Origin of the sequence: Microcoleus sp. SVA1B4, assembly GCF_036700545.1 — a bacterium.
Taxonomy (GTDB): Bacteria; Cyanobacteriota; Cyanobacteriia; order Cyanobacteriales; family Microcoleaceae; genus Microcoleus.
Genome location: NZ_JAUBPB010000094.1, coordinates 1 through 20,946, shown reverse-complemented (window position 1 = coordinate 20,946; position 20,946 = coordinate 1). Strand labels below are relative to the sequence as shown.

At 45.1% G+C, this 20,946-nt stretch carries 21 protein-coding genes; 7 read left to right on the top strand and 14 right to left on the bottom strand.

Going from position 1 to position 20,946, the window contains the following annotated elements; genetic code table 11:
• The first annotated feature begins 355 nt into the window (after positions 1–355).
• On the top strand, positions 356–934 hold the full coding sequence (locus tag QT987_RS27445; RefSeq protein WP_333246425.1) for a Uma2 family endonuclease: 579 nt from the start codon (positions 356–358) through the stop codon (positions 932–934).
• Positions 935–994: 60 nt separating this feature from the next.
• On the opposite strand, the gene QT987_RS27440 is transcribed toward QT987_RS27445, so the two are convergent.
• From QT987_RS27440 to QT987_RS27410, 7 genes are all read right to left on the bottom strand, one after another.
• Entirely contained in the window at positions 995–2,377 is a 1,383-nt protein-coding gene (locus tag QT987_RS27440; protein ID WP_333246423.1) for an ATP-binding protein, read from the bottom strand.
• Between the two features lie 821 nt (positions 2,378–3,198).
• Positions 3,199–3,348 carry a pentapeptide repeat-containing protein gene (locus QT987_RS27435; protein WP_333246422.1) on the bottom strand — a complete coding sequence of 50 codons (150 nt, stop codon included), beginning with the start codon at positions 3,346–3,348 and terminating at the stop codon, positions 3,199–3,201.
• Positions 3,349–3,618: 270 nt separating this feature from the next.
• Complete coding sequence (locus QT987_RS27430) at positions 3,619–4,581, bottom strand: hypothetical protein (RefSeq protein ID WP_333246420.1); 963 nt, start codon at positions 4,579–4,581, stop codon at positions 3,619–3,621.
• Positions 4,582–4,597: 16 nt separating this feature from the next.
• Complete coding sequence (locus QT987_RS27425; RefSeq protein WP_333246418.1) at positions 4,598–4,972, bottom strand: DUF433 domain-containing protein; 375 nt, start codon at positions 4,970–4,972, stop codon at positions 4,598–4,600.
• A 164-nt stretch (positions 4,973–5,136) separates the two neighbouring features.
• Positions 5,137–5,778: a Uma2 family endonuclease gene (locus QT987_RS27420; RefSeq protein ID WP_333246416.1), complete on the bottom strand. Its 642-nt coding sequence runs from the start codon at positions 5,776–5,778 to the stop codon at positions 5,137–5,139.
• A 560-nt stretch (positions 5,779–6,338) separates the two neighbouring features.
• Entirely contained in the window at positions 6,339–6,785 is a 447-nt protein-coding gene (locus QT987_RS27415; protein ID WP_333246414.1) for a ShlB/FhaC/HecB family hemolysin secretion/activation protein, read from the bottom strand.
• Complete coding sequence (locus QT987_RS27410) at positions 6,745–6,990, bottom strand: hypothetical protein (protein ID WP_333246412.1); 246 nt, start codon at positions 6,988–6,990, stop codon at positions 6,745–6,747. Before QT987_RS27410 ends, QT987_RS27415 begins: the two co-directional genes overlap by 41 nt.
• Here QT987_RS27410 and QT987_RS27405 point away from each other — a divergent pair.
• Positions 6,985–7,371, top strand: coding sequence for a hypothetical protein (locus tag QT987_RS27405; RefSeq protein ID WP_333246410.1), 387 nt, complete (start codon positions 6,985–6,987; stop codon positions 7,369–7,371). The two genes, QT987_RS27410 and QT987_RS27405, sit on opposite strands and share 6 nt — an antisense overlap.
• Before the next feature lie 729 nt (positions 7,372–8,100).
• Here QT987_RS27405 and QT987_RS27400 read toward each other — a convergent pair.
• From QT987_RS27400 to QT987_RS27390, 3 genes are all read right to left on the bottom strand, one after another.
• The gene (locus QT987_RS27400; protein ID WP_333057772.1) at positions 8,101–8,886 is read right to left on the bottom strand and encodes a PspA/IM30 family protein; all 786 of its coding nucleotides are present in this window, start codon (positions 8,884–8,886) and stop codon (positions 8,101–8,103) included.
• A 301-nt stretch (positions 8,887–9,187) separates the two neighbouring features.
• Positions 9,188–9,892: a PspA/IM30 family protein gene (locus tag QT987_RS27395; RefSeq protein ID WP_333246408.1), complete on the bottom strand. Its 705-nt coding sequence runs from the start codon at positions 9,890–9,892 to the stop codon at positions 9,188–9,190.
• 268 nt (positions 9,893–10,160) lie between these two features.
• Positions 10,161–11,387, bottom strand: a complete 1,227-nt coding sequence (locus QT987_RS27390; protein ID WP_333246406.1) for an SPOR domain-containing protein — start codon at positions 11,385–11,387, stop codon at positions 10,161–10,163.
• 498 nt (positions 11,388–11,885) lie between these two features.
• Between QT987_RS27390 and QT987_RS27385 the strand changes: the two genes are divergently transcribed.
• Complete coding sequence (locus tag QT987_RS27385) at positions 11,886–12,188, top strand: hypothetical protein (protein WP_333246404.1); 303 nt, start codon at positions 11,886–11,888, stop codon at positions 12,186–12,188.
• Between the two features lie 681 nt (positions 12,189–12,869).
• On the opposite strand, the gene menB is transcribed toward QT987_RS27385, so the two are convergent.
• Entirely contained in the window at positions 12,870–13,703 is an 834-nt protein-coding gene (gene menB / locus QT987_RS27380) for a 1,4-dihydroxy-2-naphthoyl-CoA synthase (protein WP_333246402.1), read from the bottom strand.
• A 314-nt stretch (positions 13,704–14,017) separates the two neighbouring features.
• Positions 14,018–14,614: a TerB family tellurite resistance protein gene (locus QT987_RS27375; RefSeq protein WP_333246401.1), complete on the bottom strand. Its 597-nt coding sequence runs from the start codon at positions 14,612–14,614 to the stop codon at positions 14,018–14,020.
• A gap of 75 nt (positions 14,615–14,689) precedes the next feature.
• Between QT987_RS27375 and tadA the strand changes: the two genes are divergently transcribed.
• The 3 genes from tadA to QT987_RS27360 all read left to right on the top strand — a co-directional run bounded on the left by tadA (position 14,690) and on the right by QT987_RS27360 (position 16,757).
• A complete protein-coding gene (gene tadA / locus QT987_RS27370) occupies positions 14,690–15,190 on the top strand; it encodes a tRNA adenosine(34) deaminase TadA (protein WP_333108241.1) in 501 nt (166 codons plus the stop codon).
• A 300-nt stretch (positions 15,191–15,490) separates the two neighbouring features.
• Positions 15,491–16,162 carry a lysophospholipid acyltransferase family protein gene (locus QT987_RS27365; RefSeq protein ID WP_333057774.1) on the top strand — a complete coding sequence of 224 codons (672 nt, stop codon included), beginning with the start codon at positions 15,491–15,493 and terminating at the stop codon, positions 16,160–16,162.
• Positions 16,163–16,388: 226 nt separating this feature from the next.
• A complete protein-coding gene (locus QT987_RS27360) occupies positions 16,389–16,757 on the top strand; it encodes a hypothetical protein (protein ID WP_333057764.1) in 369 nt (122 codons plus the stop codon).
• A 182-nt stretch (positions 16,758–16,939) separates the two neighbouring features.
• Here the strand turns inward: QT987_RS27360 and QT987_RS27355 are convergent, their stop codons facing one another.
• Complete coding sequence (locus tag QT987_RS27355; RefSeq protein WP_333057763.1) at positions 16,940–17,704, bottom strand: ABC transporter ATP-binding protein; 765 nt, start codon at positions 17,702–17,704, stop codon at positions 16,940–16,942.
• 744 nt (positions 17,705–18,448) lie between these two features.
• A complete protein-coding gene (locus tag QT987_RS27350; protein ID WP_333057762.1) occupies positions 18,449–19,108 on the bottom strand; it encodes a Uma2 family endonuclease in 660 nt (219 codons plus the stop codon).
• A 282-nt stretch (positions 19,109–19,390) separates the two neighbouring features.
• Here QT987_RS27350 and gor point away from each other — a divergent pair, with 282 nt between their 5' ends.
• Complete coding sequence (gor, locus tag QT987_RS27345; RefSeq protein ID WP_333246398.1) at positions 19,391–20,734, top strand: glutathione-disulfide reductase; 1,344 nt, start codon at positions 19,391–19,393, stop codon at positions 20,732–20,734.
• Positions 20,735–20,946 lie beyond the last annotated feature (212 nt).

The following is a 20,946-nucleotide window of genomic DNA, read 5'->3' as shown; positions in this document are numbered from 1 at the left end:
ACAACAAACTACATTGAAATTTAGTCGGATTTAACTGTAGCATATTTTGGGTTCCAGTTAAGATGCGTTTACCCTGCTGGTGAAACCACCCAGTAGCAATGGTTGCTCCTTCTATCAATGGCTAAGTTTTAGCTTTTGATTGACATGCAAGCGCTCCTAGAAATAAAGGCGCTTTTTTTTGGGGAAAAATATTTTTGGTAACAATCAGACTCGGCGGTTGAAATCGTTACTACACAAGCGAATTCCGCCTTCGCGGGCTAAAGAATAGAATATTACAGCCGGATTTAGTATGACGATAGACTGCAAGTTTTTGAAGTCGTATATTATGGAAGAGCGATCGTAAAAGGTAAGTCAGATGGTTGTCGCAATTTCTAAAGCAAGATTGGGTACAGGTGCGGCTTTCCTGTCAAACGTGACATGGGAGACTCTGGAAAAATTGGATGCTGATTTGGCGGACACTGGGGCGCGTTTAACTTATTTGGATGGGTGTTTAGAAATTATGGCTCCTTTATCTGAAGAACATGAAGAACCTAAAAAAACTTTAGGTCAACTTTTAGAAAGTTATATGCGGACGAAAGACATTCGTTTTTATGCGCGTGGTAGTACAACCATCGGGATGAAGGAGTTGGGTGCACGGAAGGAACCAGATGAGTCTTATTGTTTGGGTACGCGCAAGTCAGTTCCAGATTTGGCGATCGAAATAACAGTGACGAGTGGTGGAATTGATACGCTGGAAATCTATCGTCGGGTGGGTGTGCAGGAGGTTTGGTTTTGGGAGGATGGGGTAATTTCGGTTCATTGTTTGCGTCCAACGGGATATGAGTTGGTGAGTAAGAGTGAACTGTTGCCGGATTTGGATTTGCGATCGATCGAGTTTTATTCGCGGATGGCAGACCAATATGATGCGGTGAATGCTTTTATGCGATCGATGTAAAATAGAAAAGAGTAATTCTCTGGTTTAATTGCTTTGCGATCGGGTGAAATTACCCATAGGTTATATAATATTTAACTTGCAATGAATGTATGATTTGAATACGGGATTGAGAAAAAACATCGATCGCCCTCCGACTAACACTTTTTCCACTAAGCCGCGTCGGGCTAAGGATTGTATGGCTTGCCAAAATTCTGATTGGGATAATTCACTATCAGCAGGTTGTCGCGAAATATCTACAGCTTCATTTTGACTGGCTAACCAGTATAACGCCTTTTTTTCTGAGTCTGATAAACGCTCTAGGTGAGATTCTAAAAGGGGTTCTAAGTCACCTAAAAATAAATCTGCTGTTCCATCTGCTAAAAATAGGGAAACGCTACCGTTAAATAATTCCAAAATTGTAGCAGCGATGATATTTAGCCAGGAAGGATGTCCTTGATAAATGCCGATCAAGTCTGACCATTTTTCCTCATCTCCTAATTCTTTTTCTCTGAGAATTTCTGCCGCTTGTTCTCCTAACCCTTTGAGGTTTAAGGTTTGCGTCGAGAGGTTTACTGCTTCTAAAGCAGTAATTTCTCTGGGTTTTTCCCAACTGAGGAGGATTAAACAACTTTGATGAGAGGATGTGGCAATTTGTTTGAAAAATTTGCCATAATCTTCATAGCCTGCTAAATATTGACCTGCTAATTGACTGCTTTTAAAAATATTTTGTACGTCATCAAGGATTACTAAACAGCGAGAAGATCGAAAATAATCGATGATTGTGGGTAATGGGGGTTGTTGCGATCGCCCAAAAAATTGCTTGAGTTCGGTTTGGACGGTTGAAAGTGTGGGTGTGTTAGTGAGACTTAACCAAATAATATAATCAAATTCGGTTTGAACTTGTTCGATCAGTTTGAGGGCGATCGCGCTTTTGCCAATTCCGCTTAAGCCGTAGATGGTGATTAAGCGGGTGTGGACTTGCAAAATCCATTGTTTGAGGGTGGAGAGTTCTGAGGTGCGATCGTAAAAGTAAGGGAGTTCGGGTGCGTCTGTTAAATCGATTATGGGCGATCGGGCTTGATTTTGGGGAGAATCTGGGGGATTGGGCGATCGGGTTTGTGTATCTTTGATAGTTTGTATAAATTCACCGCAAATATTAACATTATCAATTTGTAAACAATCTCCCCTATGGGCAACTTGAGAAACACGATATTTTTTCTCTAACTTGGAACGAAAGTTAAATTTATTAAGATCTTCTCCTAATTCCTCACGCAACTTTTCCCATAACTTAGCCGCTTCTTTTTTAACGTGAGATTCACTACAATTAAACTCTTTAGCTATTTGAGGATATTTCTGTCTTTGCCAAACACCCGTCACTATTGCTTCCTCTAGGGGTGTAAGATGTTCTCCTGTTTTATCAAAAATCGAATTATTCGCCCATTGTACAACATCTTCAACATTCATGGGTCAGCGTTGAGTGAGGTTGAGTGTACTATATCCTACTAAATCCTACTTTGTCAACTGAATTATACCAACTTCTACTAAATTGGTTAAGGATAGTTAGAAAACTTGGGTGCTAAATCCGACCGTTTTAAGTTGTTAAATATTAATATCACCCAATATAATTAGGGAAACAAAACAATCAAATTTGGAATTCTGGAGAGAATTAGCTTTGAAAAACTTCCTAGATAGCTGTCTAACTCTATTTGGTATTTTAATACTATTTTTAGTTTCTTTAGCTATTCCCGGCATGATCCAAATTTACTTATCTATAGTAGTTTTAGCTGTCTGTGGATTTATGATATTTAGTGTAATTTGGTTTTTTCTTATGATAGGTTTGATATGTGGCCTAATTTATTCTTTCTTAACGGGTGAATTAATTAAGACATATGAGGATTAAACTAGATTTTCTCAAATCCAGTTTAATTATGAACTGTATGAGGTGTTAGGTAAATACAACAAAATACAAGACTTATTAGATAAGTGAAGTACCCAAAATATGTGTTTATTCAAAGAACATAACTGGATACTGCCCTTCAACTCAAACCGTATAATAAGCACCACAACCATTCTAAAAAAAACCTTTTGTCCCGCCAGCTAATTGAATACTTTTAAATTCCCCCTTAAATCCTTTAGGCGGTGGTTGCACTGTTTCTCCACCTCTTTCTCCTGAAATAGTGAAGAGTAAGGAATAACCAGTATTAGTACGATGCGTCACCTTTAGATTAATTTTCGATAAAACAAACAGAGCGATTATAGCAGGTGACGCGCTCTACTAGGTAAAACTAACGTCGATAGAGAGTTCCATCAGGCATTTTTGCACCGTTAAGATTTGCTTGCCTCAAGTCTGCACCACTCAGGTTAGCTTGCTGTAGGTTGCTACCAGTAAAGTTTGCTTTTTGTAAGTCAACCCCACTTAAGTCTACTGCACTCAACTTGTTTGCTAGTAAATTTAGTAAGTCTTGACTATTTAGGGTGGAACTTCGCCATAAAGCGCTGTTATTTAGATGTAGCTGAATTAACCCTAGTAATTGGTCCTTACTAAGATTTACCTGATTAGGAGCGCTTTTGATTAAGTTAATTAAATCATGCTGATTTAGCTTAGAATTGACTAGCTTCTGTACGTCTTGCTGGCTGAAGTCAACTTTATTCCAGTCTAACCCGCTGAAATCCAAGTTACTAGGGTCAGCTTTGATAAAATTGCCCTACCTCCTCACTGGCTGAAATCCCTGCACAAAACTCACCCAGCGTGGTACTTTATCACCTGTAATATCTAGGATGGGAATGTTGAAACTTCTGACAGCGGGGCGACCGACTTCACCACCCGAAAAACTCACATTCGTAGGTTCCGATTTACCTAAACCATAGGCACTAACTATTTGATTAGCAAGTCGGCAGGTTATTTCAAAACTTCCCATATTAATCGTGCCACCTCCAGCCTCGTAATTCCATGTAATACCGGGTGTTAAAGTCCCCTCCTGACACATAAAGTGAGTGACTTCAAACATTTTAGCAATGTGAACATCATATCGCCTTAAGCGTCCTCCATAGGCCGATGCTGTGGTATCATTTTCTGGTACTACAATCGATCCAAATCCTTCGTCAAAACCAAGCTTCATCGGTAGTGCCGTGGAACTTGTGAGCGGTTGACTCGCTTGAGGTTGTACGCGAGTCGGTGACATCTGTATTGGTTTGACAAATTGACTATTAGCGCGAATAAAACAACCTTGCGCCCCACCAGCAGTGTAGTTTTTTCCTACAAAAAGCCACGGTAAACCCCTGGTATCAAGGAAAGTAACACCAGCATTACCAGGAAAGCTTTCAAAACGCTGTCCCTGTTTTAAAACAACAACTACAGACCAATTAAAAACATCAAAGGGAGTGCGGTTGTCAACACGCATAAATTCTTCAAAAGAAGAGTTCATACGACAATTTAACCCCTTTGGGTCTGGGTCTACTACTTCCCAATAAGTATGATAATATCTTCCCGTATAATCCCCTTGATTATTAGGAATTGGTAGAGGTGCAGTAGAACCCAGTTTAGCTGTTCCTAATACCAGACAAGTTGCCAGAGTAATGGTTTTTAATTCTTTTAACATGGATATCACTTTTAAAACACTATATTGAGCATAGTATTTAAGGATTTTATGATACATTAACTCTATCATACTTTAGTATTAAAAACTATAGCTCCGACTTAAACTTGGCCTTAGCCGCTCGCAGTTTTTCCCAAGCAGCTTCCGTTCCGGGTCTTGGTGGCTGGGCGGCAATTCGAGCAATGAGATCGCGATTTTTTTCTTCGTAGTACAGCCGCAGTTCTTCAGCTTCCTTAAGAACCATTTGATACTCAGCTTCAACATCAGCGCGATTTGCCTCAATATAAGCTAAAGCTGCGTTAATTTGTTCCTCTGTAAGATCGAACAATCCTCTGATAAACTTAGGCGAATATTGAGCCGTCACATAGTCCATGATGTCGTAGATAGTGATGCGCGTACCTGCGATCGCTAGTCCTCTTTCTGTACGGATGATAGCTGTTTGTTCGTTAGGTATGCTTGTCATCTTTATAGCCTCCTAGAAGTTATCTCTATATTACTAGCTGATTAATTGCCAGCCCTAGATGTGCTATCGCTAGAGTGGTATTCGCCAATAGCCGATCAATATGATGCGGTGAATTCTTTTATGCAATTGATGTAGAAATTGAGAAGAGTGCAGCACAAGCATTGTTAACTTTCATTAGAAGTGTCACCCGATCGCCCTTGAAAACTAATGCGGCGGTAGACTTCAGACATCGGAAGTTCTATATTTAAACTGTGCAGGACGATCGCCCGATCGAGCCGATCGCAAACTTGCCATTGCCAACGATCGCTACTTGGGCGATCGCCATTATAATATTGTTCAATGTAGGGTTCAGCTTGACTAACCAGCAAATATTCACAAAAACTAGCAAGAGAGCGATATTTTCGGAACTTTTCACCTCGATCGTAGCCTTCAGTAGAGGGCGAAAGAACCTCAACAATCAATAAAGGATTGAGAATTTCATCCGTGCGATCGCCCTTGAATTCCGGTTCACCATTAATGACCATCAAATCAGCATAGGTTCCGCACCGATGTTCTGGAATCCAAACCCGCAAATCGCTGTTATACAAGCGAAAATCGGTGTCTCTCAACAAAAAACCCAAGTAAATTAACAAGTTACAGGCGATCGCGCTGTGGACTTCTGAACCTCCTGGCCTAGCGATAATCTCTCCGTTACAGTATTCGTGACGTTCTTCGGCTGTTTCCTCGATCGCCCGGTATTCATCTGGAGTCAAGCGAGTCTTTGTCCCATCTGGAAGATTTGGCGGGTTGGTTTGAGTTATAACCACGATCGCACCTCCTAAATAATTAGACTTTAAATAATTATGGCTGACAGCTAGATAATTGTCTCAACCCAGAGGCGTTTTCTGGATTACCTTCAAATTCCATAAAAAACTCTCCATCCCTTTTTCTGCTTCTGCTTCACAACCGCTAAATTCTCGCTTTCCTTTTATTTTTAACACTCAATTGCTTAGTAAGCGATGTATAATAATGCAAAGCAAAAAGCAGATTAATTCCAAAAAACACCAAAGTTAAAACAAATGTAAAAAACGACATAAACGACAGCCGGGAAGTCATCGTAAACATCGCCAAAATGATTGAGCAAAGCCCAAAACCGGAAGCAAAAGAACTTAAAAGTAGCAACCGCACCTTAGACATAGTTTAATTTAAAGATTATCAGTAAAATACACTCTTGGCATCTACAGAGGAGTGCCAAATGATACTTATTACTATATAGCGGAATTGCTCAGTTCCGCCAAGGGCAAAACGACTGCTTTCCTAAAAAGGTTTGAATTATAGAGCAAAATACAGCCCGCGCTCTTGTAAACTCCTGTTACTCGACTTAATATCAATCAAAGGAATTCCCCAGCCTCTGCGAGCATTCCACCTTTCGCCGTACAGTCACCGCAGCCGCAATCCCGCTGACAGCAAAGTATTCGCTTCCAAAACCGCGCTTTCCCTGGGATTCCAAACATTGCCCAAATCCACAAACGCCGTCACCTGCAAAACTCCTTGGTTGTCGCGGGTGCGCTTGCATCGGATACCGCAACTCGGCTGAATCACAAATCCCGCTATCGGCCAGCAAAGCCTCCTGACGGTAGCCCCGCAATGTGTCTGAGTCCCCTATACCGAATGGTTCGATCGACAAAAGCTCTGCCCCAGCCAATTTCACATCCGATCGCACCACCAGCAGCCTCTCAGGAACCAACAACCGCACGTACTGCAATTGACCCCGCCAAATCAAAAATCGACTGTCAGGGCTGCTGCTGCTCACCGTAGCGCCAAATGCTGCCACTCCCTGACAGAACTGCGATCGCGCCGCCAAGACATCTCTCTCCCCTTTGAGTAAAATCCTGAAACAGCCTCAGCACCGCAACCCGATTTCTGCCCCGATTATCTGCTTCCGGCGACAGCGGAAAATCCTTTCCCAGCAAAGATGTATCGCTTTCTCGCCTGCAGGTACCAATACCGATCGCGATTTCTCTTCTCGGATTTTGCACGATCGGCTCGCGGTAAGTCAACTGCCAACTACTTCAAATCGATCGACTTTTATCGTACCCGGAATCTTAGCAATTCTGGAGGCTGTGTCGGCGCGGGAACAGCAGGCGGCAAAAGCTGTTCGGTTGAAAGCAAGAGCGCTGGTGGCGCGGGTTACGGGAGACGAGGCGGATTTGGCAGCCGCGGGTTGGGAATCGGCAATTCGTGTCTGTTTTCTCCTCGGTTCGGCAATTGAGGGAGAGTTTCTGGGGCCTCACTTTGGGTCAATTGATCGAACTCCGGGATGCTATTTTCTTGCTCTTTACTGTCTCTATTTAATTCTGAACCTGAGTATAAATCACGAAGCCGATCGCGATCGTCTGCTGTTTCTTGATCTAGTTTGAATTGAGACGGTAAATTCTCCTGCACAATTGGCGCTTGCACCCCTGAGTCGGTAGCAACCATCGACGCGCCAAGACTTAGAGCTGATAGCAGTGCGGGGCAAATAGCTGCAATTGAAAAACCAAGTGCTAATGCCTTGAAAAACTTGATTTTACAAAAGCCTCTAGAAAATTGCACGGGCATGACAGATTAGCCATATTTGATAGTTATTTACACTTACGATCGGGCGCAGCCGACGCAATTGCAAGGAATAAAATTACTCTATCACTTTTTAAACAATTAATTCCTTAACTCAATATAAAGATAGTTGACAGCAACTCTAGTTTGTGTACTTCACAATTACTGAAAAAACTCTAACCGAAAGCATCCAGGATACCCGCCACGTGATTCATCCGTCCAGAAATAAAAAACCTGTATCCGATGAAACTTGCCCCCGGAATTTATCCGTGGGGCCAATTCTAAAATCTAAAATCTAAAATCTAAAATCTAAAATCTAAAATCTAAAATCGATTGACCTCCCAAGCTAGCCCTCTTGCAAGGAATAAAATTACTCTATCACTTTTTAAACACTTAATTCCTTAAATCAATATAAATATAGTTGACATAATTCATAATCTGTGCATAGGAGAATTTGTCAAAAAAACTCCGACCTCCCAAGCTAGTCCTGTAGGTCGGCGGAGCATTCTATCAAACCTGCGATCTGAGAAATAAGTAAATTTTGATAGAGATTACTACATTTTATTGAGCTGCGATCGCAATTCTTCCAACTCAGCATCAATCACCGGGCTCGACTCCGAGCTACTAGCTGCTGCCGTTTTACCCGCTGCAGGCAATTGACCTTGAGACACAGAACCCCCGGTAAGTTGAGCTTTCATCTGAGCCAACTCGTCGTCAACATCGCCGCCGCTTTCGAGCAAGCGGAACTGTTCCTCTAAATTGCTGCCGCCGGCCGCCAGTTCTGCCGAAGCTCCCGCGCGAGCTTCTATCTGCAAAACTTTTTCTTCCATGCGATCGAAAGCCGCCATTGAACTGCCAGTATTCAGGGAGCCAATGGAATTGTTGAGCTGTTCCTGAGCTTTAGCAGCGGATATCCTCGCTTTGAGCATATCCTTCTTAGTCTTAGCTTCGGAAATTTTGCTCTCCAAACCGATCAAGTTGCGCTTGAGACTTTCCACCTGAGCCGATTGCTGATCCAGACTGGCTTTCAGCGTAGCCGCCGTTTCAGCGTGAGACTTTTTGCGAACTAGCGCTTCCCTGGCCAAAGTCTCGTCTCCTTTTTGCAGGGCTAGCTGAGCGCGCTGCTGCCACTGGTTAGACTGAGATTCAGCTTGATTGTACTGAGTCTGGGTACGCTTTTGAGTGGCGATCGCGCTGGCAACGGCCTGACGCAACTGCACCAAGTCTTCCTGCATATCCGTAACAGACTGTTCTAAAATCTTTTCCGGGTCTTCAGCTTTGTTGACCAGATCGTTAAGATTGGCTTTGACGACTCGGCTAATGCGGTCAAATAATCCCATAATGCTATTTTTCCTGGGTGAGGTGTACGAAGTAGGCGGAAAGCAGGCTTGATAGCCCTAGCCCGCAGTTGTGAAATTCACTCTTGTCAGATTTTTAGTGCGTTTTAGTTTTTGGCAATTTTTGCAGACAGATAAATCCAGTTTAAAGGGATCGAGTAATGTGATGCAGGCAAGCTTATTCATGCACATATCTATTGAGTTTAACTTCGATCCGGGAATTCCCCAACAGGCTTCGAGCCATCTCTAGCTAGGCGGTTGAGAAGTTTTTGCTCGTCGAGACTCTTGTTCTGTTGCCTGGGGTTTAGGATGCGGGCGGCTCGCTCGACGGCAATTTGGGTGTATTGTTGCCCGGAAGCATTTGTGCTTTCATCGCCGCCAACTCGGTATCCACATCGTCGGCACCTTCGAGAGAGAGAAACTTCTTTTCTAAATCATTAGTTCCGAGTTCTGCGATTGCTTCGGAGCGAGCTTCTAGCTGCATGACTTTCTCTTCCATCCGTTCAAACGCGCTCAAAGTGCTGCCGGGACTGAGATTGCCCATCATTTCTTGAAGCCTTTCCGACGATGCAGCCGATCGAGCTCGGGCAATGTACATATCTTTTTTAGATTTTGCCTCAGAAATTTTACTTTCGAGCGCCCGCATATTTTCTTTAAGTTTACTCACAACAGCGTTCTGTTGTCCGAGACTGGCTTTCATCGCCGTTGCCGTTTCTTGATAAGATTTCTTGCGGGTCAGAGCTTCCCGCGCCAAATTTTCCTCGCCTTTTTGCAAAGCTAGCTGCGCCCGCTGATGCCATTCTGCTGCTGTAGACTCAGCTTGGGAGCACTGGCGTTCAGTGCGTTTTTGAGCTGCAATCGCTCCCGCCACAGCTTGTCTGAGCTGCACTAAATCTTCCTGCATATCCATTACAGCCTGTTCCAGAATTTTTTCTGGGTCTTCTGCAGCGCCGACCAAACTGTTAATATTGGCTCGAATCACTCGCCATAGGCGATCGAATAATCCCATTTTGCCAGTCTCCCAATTTTCAACTTTAGAATTAAGACAGAGAAATCAGAATTAAAAACTAAAAATGAAAACTCATCAATCGTCTTTTTAATTTTTAATTGTGAAATTTTAATTCCCTCTAAGTTAGGTCGTCATGATTATTTTTAAGATGGGTAGGCCGCGAGCATTACCCATCAAAACTGAGCAAATGTTGGGTGAAGCGAAACGGAGGGTTCGTGCCTCGGCCCAACCTACTCCCCGATCATTAGTTTAATTGTCTTTGCCTAATTTAGGGCTGATAGTATTGTGGCTTCACCCCTTTTTCTTGGAGTTCTTTCACCAAACGTTCTGCTGAGGCAGGATCGTTCAAAGCCCCCATTTGGATCTTGACACCCTTTGAGAAGTTCCGCACGTAGGCATCGGGAACTGCGGTTCTGGCTTGCTGCAGCGATTGTTCGTCTGTGTAATCGGTGACAACGTAATAGAAACCGTCTGCAGCCCGTGCAGGTCTTCCCAGCGGGGATGTGGCGGCTGGGGATGCGGCGGCTGGGGATGCTGTCGCCGGGGATGTGGCTGCAGGCTGGGCTGGGGAGGGTGTTGGAGGCAGTGTCGGCAGTGTCGGCACAGGCTGGGCGGCGCTGGGGCTGGGAGTGGGAAGCAATGCCGTACTCAGATTGTTGAGTCCTTGTTCCCTGCCTCTGGCCGGGTTCCCGTCTTCTGTAGGAATCGGCACAGCCCCGCTGGGGCCCGGAGGCGCTGGCGGAGTTGGCGGGATTGATGCTTTTGGTGACGGGGAAGGAATCGGGCTGACTGTCGGCTGGACATTGCTGAGAGTGCTCAAATCTAGCTCGACAAATTCCTTGGATACCAGATTTGGAGCTTTCGGCAGTTCCTTGGTGCTGGTATCTGAGATGGCAGTAGAGGCGGGACTGTCGCTTGAAGAGGGTGCGTTGCGATCGAGCAAACGGTTCAGGCCGGCCATCTTAACTAGATTTGACGGGTACATGACTGCGTAGCCCAAAGCTGTGCATGACAGCAAAAACAGCAGCATCGAACTCAGCCCCAAGGGAGTTAACAAACTGGCGGCTAAACTGCGTTCTACCGTAGGCTCAGCTTTTGACTCGTCCAAACTTTCGATCAGTTTTTCGCTTGATTCGAGATACTTGTTGGGTGCCAAGGCACTGCTAGATAATTTTGTGCCGCCCCTGGTAGTTGCTAGCGGGGCATCGCCCTGAGTGCCGGCAAGGGATAGGGGCAGCGATAGGGGCTGCTGGGTTTCCTCCGCAGTCTCTGGCGGCAAATTTTGGGCTAGCTGTTGCTCGGTTGTGGCTGTTTGCTTGCCGGTACGAACTGAGGGCGACACCCACTGTTCTGCCCGCCGCCGGTGCCTTCTGTATGTTGTCAGTTCTGCTTCTAGATTTACATCTAGACTCCCCAGGACTGCTTGCAAAGCAGGGTTGATTGGGGTTGAAGAGGATTGATGATTTGGGGATTCAACCGAAGAACGCTTACTCATTAGCAAAACTCCTACCGCCTCTGAATTAATTTTAATATGTTGATTGTAGAGATAAACATGAAGGTTGAAAACTTGCCTATTTTAGGATTAGCTACTTTTGGCGTCAATGCAACAGGGGCCCGATCGCCGGCAGCTATTTTTCATTTTCATTGGAAAACTTAATTCTTGCTCTTTCCCGGAGGGTGCTTACCGACACTCTCAGCCAATTTTTGTATCCTGAGCTACCGCTTGTTTGTAACCTCTCATACTCGTTGGGCATTTGTACTTTTTCTTGATCCCTAACGGCTTTATAAACTTTTAACCTATGTTTTTACCTATACAATGAGCAACGACCGAGCTAATTGTTTCTATATATAACGAGATTATAAATAAATTATAAAATTTAATTCTGGTTCGGGGATCGCTAAAACCCAGACAGCATAAAGGTTGGGATGCTCTAAAACCTGCTAGCTCTACAAAGGAGAATTAGAGATGAAAATGATTTCCCTAAGAACTTTTATGCAAACCTCCTTAACTTCACCTTTAACTTCAGCTTGTGGTCACTGCCGTCACTATACCCCTGAAGGCAGACGCGGGGGTGTTTGCGCTTTACTAGGCGGCCCGGTTCAAAGTCAGTGGAAAGCTTGTGCTTTAGCGGTTTCGCCTTTTAGGTCATCTTGGGAAAACATAGAAGAAATTGGACTGTGGCAAGAATCGACTCTGACGCTGCAGGATGCCACTGTCACTCTTTCCGATCGCCATGCCGGCCAGCTTACAGGCACAACCTTAACCGAAAAATCCGCTGCAGCATTCTCGGTCTAGTTAGTCTGCAGCAGGACAGCTCATACCATTTTCGATTGTCAATTTTCGATTGGGGAATCACTGATGACTATCATGGTTTGGATCTGGCAAAGCAGTTTCATTCTTTTTGGGAACTGGTATCCATACTGACACTTTTGGACGATCGCGTGCATTTGGCTTTACTAACTCATAAAAATCAGCAGCATCTACTTTAATATGAGCGCTTGACACTCCCTGACCTAAAGGACAGGGATTCTTAATTCAGCGACTGACCTTAAAATGTTGCGTCCTTTCGGCAATACTCAAACTTTTTAACCGTAGAAAGCCTACCAATTAACGAGCCCGATTCGCAGTCACCCCAGAGGGTCTATCTCCAAAAGCGTACTAGGATATTCACCTAGAGTTCGGGTATGCCCTACCCTACTTAACAAGACTAAATAGTTTGTTTCTCTGGTTAAAGGAACTGTGTTAAGCCCCTAGCTGTTTATAGAGTTTTCGCCGCTCTTTGTCCCCCGGTTTACGCGCCAAAGTGTGTCGTTAACTGTTTTTATACACGATGGCGAAGGAGTTTAACCTTGACTACTCTAGTATACTAGAAATTGCCTCACTTTTAGGAAGGGATTTAAGAAATTAAAGCCGTCCTAGAAGGACAGGGTTTTAGACCCCATTTCGTTGATAAAAAAAACTGATTTCTCCATCCAGCTATGGCAGCCAAGGATATTGACTAAAATCAGGTTGCCGTTTTTCTAAAAAGGCTTGTTTGCCTTCGGCGCCTTCTTCGGTCATATAGTACAGCAAAGTGGCATTTCCCGCCAGTTCTTGCAAACCGGCTTGACCGTCGCAGTCGGCATTAAAAGCGGATTTCAAGCAGCGAATCGCGATCGGACTTTTTTCGAGAATTTCTGCAGCCCACTGCATCCCTTCTATTTCTAGTTGTTCGACGGGTACGACGCAGTTGACTAAACCCATTTCTAGGGCTTGCTGCGCGCTGTACTGGCGACACAAAAACCAAATTTCTCTGGCTTTTTTCTGGCCGACTACTCTGGCGAGATAGCTAGCTCCGAAACCACCGTCGAAACTGCCGACTTTGGGGCCGGTCTGTCCGAAAATAGCATTGTCAGCAGCGATCGTCAAGTCGCAAATTAAGTGCAGAACGTGACCCCCTCCAATTGCGTAGCCTGCAACTAAAGCAATTACAACTTTGGGCATAGATCGAATCAACTTCTGCAAGTCGAGCACGTTCAACCGGGGTATGCCACCTTCGTCTACATATCCCGCCGAACCCCGCACGCTTTGGTCGCCGCCGGCGCAAAAGGCGTATTTGCCGTCTGTATGAGGCCCCGCACCGGTGAAAAGGACAACGCCGATTTTTGTGTCTTCGCGGGCATCAGTAAAGGCATCGCACAGTTCCAGCACGGTTTTGGGACGGAAAGCGTTCCGTTTGTGAGGTCGATTGATGGTTATTTTGGCGGTGCCGCCACTTTTGTGATATAGAATGTCTTCGTAGGTTTTGGCGGTTTGCCATTCAATTTGCATAATTAATCAATTTTAGATTTGAGACCGAGCTCGGTCTATCAAGACAGCGACAAGTCGCTTTTAGATTTTAGAGGGATTCGGTCCAATGGGATACAAGGGTCGATCGACTCTTGCCCAAAAAATAAAGCGGGACTTAGGCAGAAACCAGGTTTTTGAGCAACATACGCCGTGCAGCGCTCTTGATAGGGGTTAAACAACCCGGTTTTTGAGGGTAAGGTAAGAGCGCCCAAGTCCCATCTCAATTGGATAAAAGCGTCAAATCCTCGAAATCCTCTCTCACTACTTTTACTGCCCAAAAATTTATAGGCGCTGGATTATTGGCGGAGTAAAATACTCAGCAAGTGCTTTGCTGCTTTGCCAAATACCGGATCGCGGGACTCGAATTCGCTGGGATCGAGTAAAGCTTGAACTTCGGCAAAAGCTTGTGAGTCGAGGGTTCCTTCTTTAGTAAATAAAGTGTCTATGACTGCAATGTGTCTGGAGTCGAGGCCGAGCCGATTTGCGATCGACTGTAAGTACATTTGCTCCCGCATATCGATGTGTCCGTCGGCTGCTGACATTTCGTAGCCGGAACCGATGAGCAACAGTTTTTCTGATTCTGAGAACAAAGCTGTCAGGGTTAGCAATTCCGTGGGGTTGAAGTAAACCTGCTGTTTGGAGACTCCTTTGACAAGGCGCTGAATTAGTTCTACCCGATCGCGGTCGCCGCTAGCAAAGGCTTTGAGGGTCTTTTGCAGCCGTTCTTCTTCTTCAACTGCGATCGTCCTGTCAATAATCATCACTCCGCGCAGGATGGAAATCAGAGCAGTCAGAAACACTACCAAAGGAGTGATATCTTGTTCGCGCAGCTTTTGCCGACTAATGCGGCACAACAGCTCAACAATTTCAGTGGTAATCGTAGTGGTGTCCATAATTAAAGACTCTCGATTAAGCTGTAATGTAACTTTATTTATCGATCTTAAGTTTTTCTGTTACTTAGGTATGACGTGAATTATAAAGCTGAGCCGTTGTCTATTAGTGAGACTACTTATTTTATTCACAAACGCTGGATGACTAGGGCTGTGGAACTGGCGCAAGCAGCGGGTGATGCTGGTGAAGTACCTGTGGGTGCTGCCATTGTTGACGGTACTGGCAAATTGATTGCCGAAGCGCAAAATCGGCGAGAGCGAGATTGCGATCCGACTGCTCACGCTGAAATCTTGGCTTTGCGCGCGGCAGGCAAAGTTTTGCAAGACTGGCATCTCAACCAATGCACGCTCTACGTAACGCTGGAGCCTTGCCCGATGTGCGCGGGTGCGATCGTCCAAGCTCGGATTGGTTTGCTGGTATACGGAGCAGATGACCCGAAAACTGGCACGATTCGGACTGCCGCTAATATTCCCGATAGCGCGCATTCGTGTCACCGCTTAGAGGTGCTCGGCGGTATTATGGAGTCTGTTTGCCGCGATCAGTTGCTTTCTTGGTTTGAAGCGCGCCGGAAAAATTAACAGGTAAAATTTTTTACTCTCTTCGGGGCGATGTTTAATTGAAATTGATCCTTTAACTGAAATAATAGATCCGTAATTGCCCGATCAAGCTTTCCAGGCGGCCGACTGCTCTGCATTAGTGCTGTCCGGTTGGCTGAGGTTTTACCTGTGACAGATTATCTCTTGCGGGCGCGATCGCTCGATCGGCACAAGGCCAATAGCAAAACTGTCCCGATCCAAAAACTAAAGATTTGACCAACACCTTACTTTAGACTTTATATCTCGATCAAGCAGTCCAGTAAATCATCTCTAGTGAAGCCAATGCCTGCCAAGGTAGCATCTAATACCTCTCGCGTTTCTCCTTGGTTAACCTCCTTGCTCTATCCGCTAGGTCACTATGTTGTCCTACCGTTTCATTTTGGCAAGATTGAGATAACCGGACAGGAGCACTTGCCGAAAGACGGGCCTGTCATCTTAGCCCCTACGCACCGCTCCCGGTGGGATGCCCTGATGATGCCCTATTCAACGGGACAGAAGGTGACTGGACGCGATTTGCGGTTTATGGTAACTGCTGATGAGGTCAAAGGACTGCAAGGTTGGTTCATCAGACATTTGGGGGGGTTTGCTGTGGATCTCAAGCATCCGGCAATTGGCAGTCTCCGTTATGGGGTGGAATTACTCCTCGACAAGGAAATGTTGGTGATTTTTCCCGAAGGCGGTATTTTTCAGGATGGCGAAGTTCATCCGATTAAGCCGGGATTGGCGCGTTTGGCAATGCAAGCAGAGTTGAGCAAACCGGGTTTGGGGGTGAAAATTGTACCGATGAGTATCCGCTATCGCCCGCGGATTCCTCAATGGGGTGCTCAGGTAAAAATTGCGATCGGTTCTCCGATTTCCGTGGCGGATTATGCCCATGGTGGCGGTGGTAAAAAAGAAGCACGATTGTTGACAGCCGATCTCGAAATGGCTCTTAAAAAGCTTGATGAAAGTTGAGAAGGAAGAAGGTTCGGCAACGGATTTTGTAACGGATGTAAAGGATAGAAGGAAGAAGGAAGTTCGGCAACGGATTTTGTAACGGATGTAACGGATGTAAAGGATAGAAGGAAGAAGGAAGAAGGAAGAAGGAAGAAGGAATTATGATATAATGTTTTCCGGTGCTGTGGAGAGATGCAGCACTTATTTCGCTGCTTTGTTATGTCTGTATTAAGTGTGAGCATTAATGGATTGTGCTTTGAACTTTAAGCCGGGTCAAATTGTCAGTTTAGAATGTGGAGATGCGTGCCTGCATTCAGAGGTGATCCAAGTGGTTGAGGCACGTCAAATTTGTTGGGTGCGCCCTTTGATGTTAGTTGTGTCGGCGTCGGGGAAGGATTTATCGGCAGAATACACTTTATCCGATTTGCGAGATGGTGCTGATTTGCTTTGGCCGCTGAGCTTGTTTCGGGAGGCTTTTGATACTGAGGTAATTTCACTGTTGACTGAGTTGCACTCTCTGGATGCTGATAAAAAGGATGGTGCGATCGCATCTCGGCAACTTAGAGATTTTGTCGATCGAGTTTGGGAAGCTTTTCCGAGTGCTTTTCATTAATCAGATATCTGGCGTTTTGTCTATTAGTCCGCCAGGGGTTGAAAACCCCTGTCTAATAGCTAAAGTCCTCTTGGATAGAAGTAATACCCTCTTGATTCTTCAGTCCGCTTGGAGTGGACTTCGTTTGTCTAGAAGCGATTTCACTCGCCCGATTTTCTTTTCGCTTTTCGCGGACTATTCTACTAAAATACCGCGTGTGAAAGTTCTTCCGGGTTGAGATTATTGTGAATAACTTTACCGTCGCGGAACCAGACAACGCGGCGAGTTTGACGCGCTACTTCGGGTTCGTGCGTTACCATCACAACAGTCATGCCGCTTTCGTTGAATTCTGTAAAAATATCCATTACTTCTTGAGTAGTTTTTGTATCCAATGCACCTGTAGGTTCATCAGCCAGCAACAACACGGGACGGTTGACAATAGCCCTGGCGATGGCTACCCGCTGCTGCTGTCCTCCTGATAGTTGATTTGGTCTGTTTTGCAGCCGACTTTCCAGCCCTACTTTTGTTAAAGCGTCTACTCCCCGTTCCCGTCTTTCTGCTGCGGGAATGCCGGCATAAACCATCGGTAACATGACATTTTCTAAGGCGGTCAATTGAGGCAACAGGTGAAATTGTTGGAAGACAAAACCTAATTTTAGATTGCGAATTCCGGCTAATTCTGATTCGGGCATTTGGGCGACATCTACGCCGTCTAAGTAGTAACTGCCGCTCGTAGGTCGATCGAGACAGCCGATAATATTCATAGCTGTAGATTTGCCCGATCCCGATGCGCCCATAATCGAGCAATATTCTCCTTGTCTTACGGTCAAGCTGACGCCGTTTAAGGCGCGAACTTCCAGGTCGCCAATCCCGTAAACTTTTGTTACCTCTTCCAGACCGACAACAACGGGCTTTGAGAGGACTTGCGGGTCGAGGTCTTGGTATGTATCGGTTTGTAGTTCAGGCATTTTTTTCTGTGCGATCGACACAACTAACTACTAACTTAACACTTCTTATCGGTTTTGGCGGCGGTCGTGGCGATCGTTTGGACGCTAATTTTAGTATCAGGCGTCAATCGATTTTAGATTTTAGATTTTAGATTTTAGATTGAAGCATTGACAAGGCCCAAAAACGGATACAAGCTCCCGACTTAAGTCGTGGAAAGATAAAAATTTTAGACCCTAGTTCAAGCTCCCAGATTTATCTGTGGGGTAAATCTAAAATCTAAAATCTAAAATCGACTGACTTGCGCGAGATAAATTAGGGGGGAAAGTTTCATCGGATACAGGTTTTTTATCTCTGGGTTCTGAGTCTCCGAAGGAATGAATCTAGGGGCTTGTATTCTGGATGCTTTCGGTCATTGCAAATGCACCGGAGTAGAGTGAACCAATCCCGAAGAATGGAGATTGCTTCGCGACTTTAAACAAGTGGGACAAATTGTAATTATGGAACTTACACAAAGGTGGTGAGAAACCTGGTTTTTTCACGAACATCATTCGCTACAGCGCGCATAAACCATAAATAACCCGGTTTATGTGGTCTTGATGCGTAAGCCCTAAATTCAACAATAGAGCTCTTGCAAAAATGCTGAGACCCCTTCCCAACCCTCCCCGAAGTCGCGGGGAGGGAGCCTAATTTTTCTTGCTTCCCCCCTTAGCAAGGGGGGACTGAGGGGGGTGTTTTTGACCTTTGCAAGAGGTCTAATTTGTCGCTTAAATGCTCTCAGGATCGATGTTCAATTCGCGCAGTTTTGCTGCCAAACGTTCGGCTCTTTGAGCTTCTTGTTCGGCACGCTGGCGGTTTAATTCCCCCTGTTCCTCCAATTCCGCATAGGAAAGAAACCTTTGTCCATCGGGTCGATAAATTTCTAACCCAGCTTCGCCCAACTCAAATCGTACTCCCAATCTCGGACTTACCCAGCCCTCCATCGGCTCAATTATTTCTAAGTTTCCTTCAATTCTTTGCCAACCGCTCAAATCGTTGCTTTCGGGATCGTAAAGGTAATATTCATCGACTCCATAGCGATTGTAAAATGAAAGTTTTTTGTACATCTTGGTTTGTCTGTCGTTGTGAGAGCGAATCTCAAAGGCAACTTGGGGAGCAATATTATCTTCGTTAAATTGCAGGTAGGAACGTCGATCGCCTTTTGGTCTGCCAAATATTACCATGACATCCGGTGCTTGAGAAATGTCTGGTCTACCTTCAACTGGATACCACAGTAAATCGGCTGCTACAAACACGTTTGGGTCGTTTTTAAACAGCGATTCGCAACCTTCTTTGATTTTGACGATTAATTTGTATTGAATTGTGCTATCTGCCATTGGTTGACCGTCGCTGCATGGATAAATAATTTGTTCGGTCGTGACTTGCATGGTGGTTGTCTCCGAGAACTATAATTAGCTATTTCCTCATCGGCCGCAGAAAAAAAATTTACATTTTTATATGTTTCTTGTCGATCGCTTGTGCTATACTCTAATAATGGGAGTGTGAGCAATTTTAAAATTAACGCACAGATTCCTATTATTAAATAATACCTCAGTAAGCGCAAAAAGTAAAGTAGTTGACCCCAAAAAAAAACAAAATTTTTTTGAGATATCATTAAGAAAAGTAAAGCGTAAAATTGGTAAGTGGGCGATAAGAAGGTACAGACAATTATGACATACGACTACGACTTGTTTGTGATAGGTGCGGGTTCCGGCGGATTGGCGAGTTCCAAGCGAGCAGCATCCTACGGCGCAAAAGTGGCGATCGCCGAAAATGACTTAGTAGGCGGAACCTGCGTAATTCGCGGCTGTGTCCCCAAAAAACTCATGGTGTACGCCTCCACATTTTCGCACCTTTATGAAGATGCGGTGGGCTACGGTTGGAGTCCAGTAGAAAGCAGCTTTGATTGGGAAAAACTTGTCACCACGGTAGACACAGAAGTGCGGCGGCTGAGCAAACTGCACATCAGCTTCCTCGAAAAAGCCGGAGTCGAATTAATCTCAGGATACGCCAAATTTATTGACCCCCATACCGTCGAAGTTGGTGACAGAAAATATACCGCTGCCAAAATCTTAATAGCAGTCGGCGGAGAAGCGCAAAGAGTCCCAATTGTCGGCATCGAACACGCGATTACCTCTCGCGAAATCTTCCTACTAAAAGAGCAGCCAAAACGGTTGGCAATTTGGGGAGGAGGCTACATCGGCGTCGAATTTGCTTGCATTATGAACGGGTTGGGAAGCCAAGTAACTCAAATCATCCGCCGTGAATTAATTTTGACCGACTTCGACACAGAAATTCGCACCAACGTGCAAGAAGGAATGATTAAGCACGGAATAAACATTTTGACAGAAAGCTCGATCAACCACATTGAGAAAACCCCAGAAGGGTTAAAATTAACTTTGTCGGGAACATCCGAAGGAACGCTAATAGTAGACGCGCTGTTGTGCGCTACCGGGCGCAAACCCAACTTGGAAAAATTGGCTTTAGAAAATGCGGGGGTAGAAATCGATAATTGTGCGATCGCAGTTACCAAAGACAGCCGCACCAGTCAGCCGCACATTTTTGCAGTCGGAGATTGCACCAACCGCATCAATTTAACGCCAATTGCGATCGCCGAAGGCCGCGCTTTTGCAGATACTGAATTTGGTAATAACCCCAGATCGATCAGTCACGAAAATGTTGCATCAGCAGTATTTTCGCAGCCGGAAGCAGCTACAGTTGGCTTAACAGAAGAGGAGGCTAAAGCCAAGTTTCCCGAATCAATTAAGTGCTATACAGCCAAGTTTAGACCCATGTTTCATTCTTTGACAGGTGCAGATGAGAAGACTTTTGTCAAGTTAGTTGTTGAAACTAATACTGACAGAGTTTTGGGTGTGCACATGGTTGGGAAAGACGCGGGCGAGATTATTCAAGGAATGGCGATCGCTGTTAATATGGGAGCTACGAAGAAAGACTTCGACGCGACTATTGGCATTCACCCATCGACTGCTGAAGAGTTTGTGACTCTGCGGTAAAGCGAGGGAAGCAGCCAGGGGTTTAAACCCCTGGCTAATAGCTAAAGTCGGTTAAAACTGAAATCTTGCACCAATCTCAATAAAGGGCTATTGGTGGGGTTGGGGCGGGTTTATTTAACCTATCTGCAACCGGAGAGGCTGTTGGCGAACCCGCCCCTTGTATCTTAAAAGAGTCAGTCAGGCGACCGAGCTGTCACTCAGGCGATCGAGCT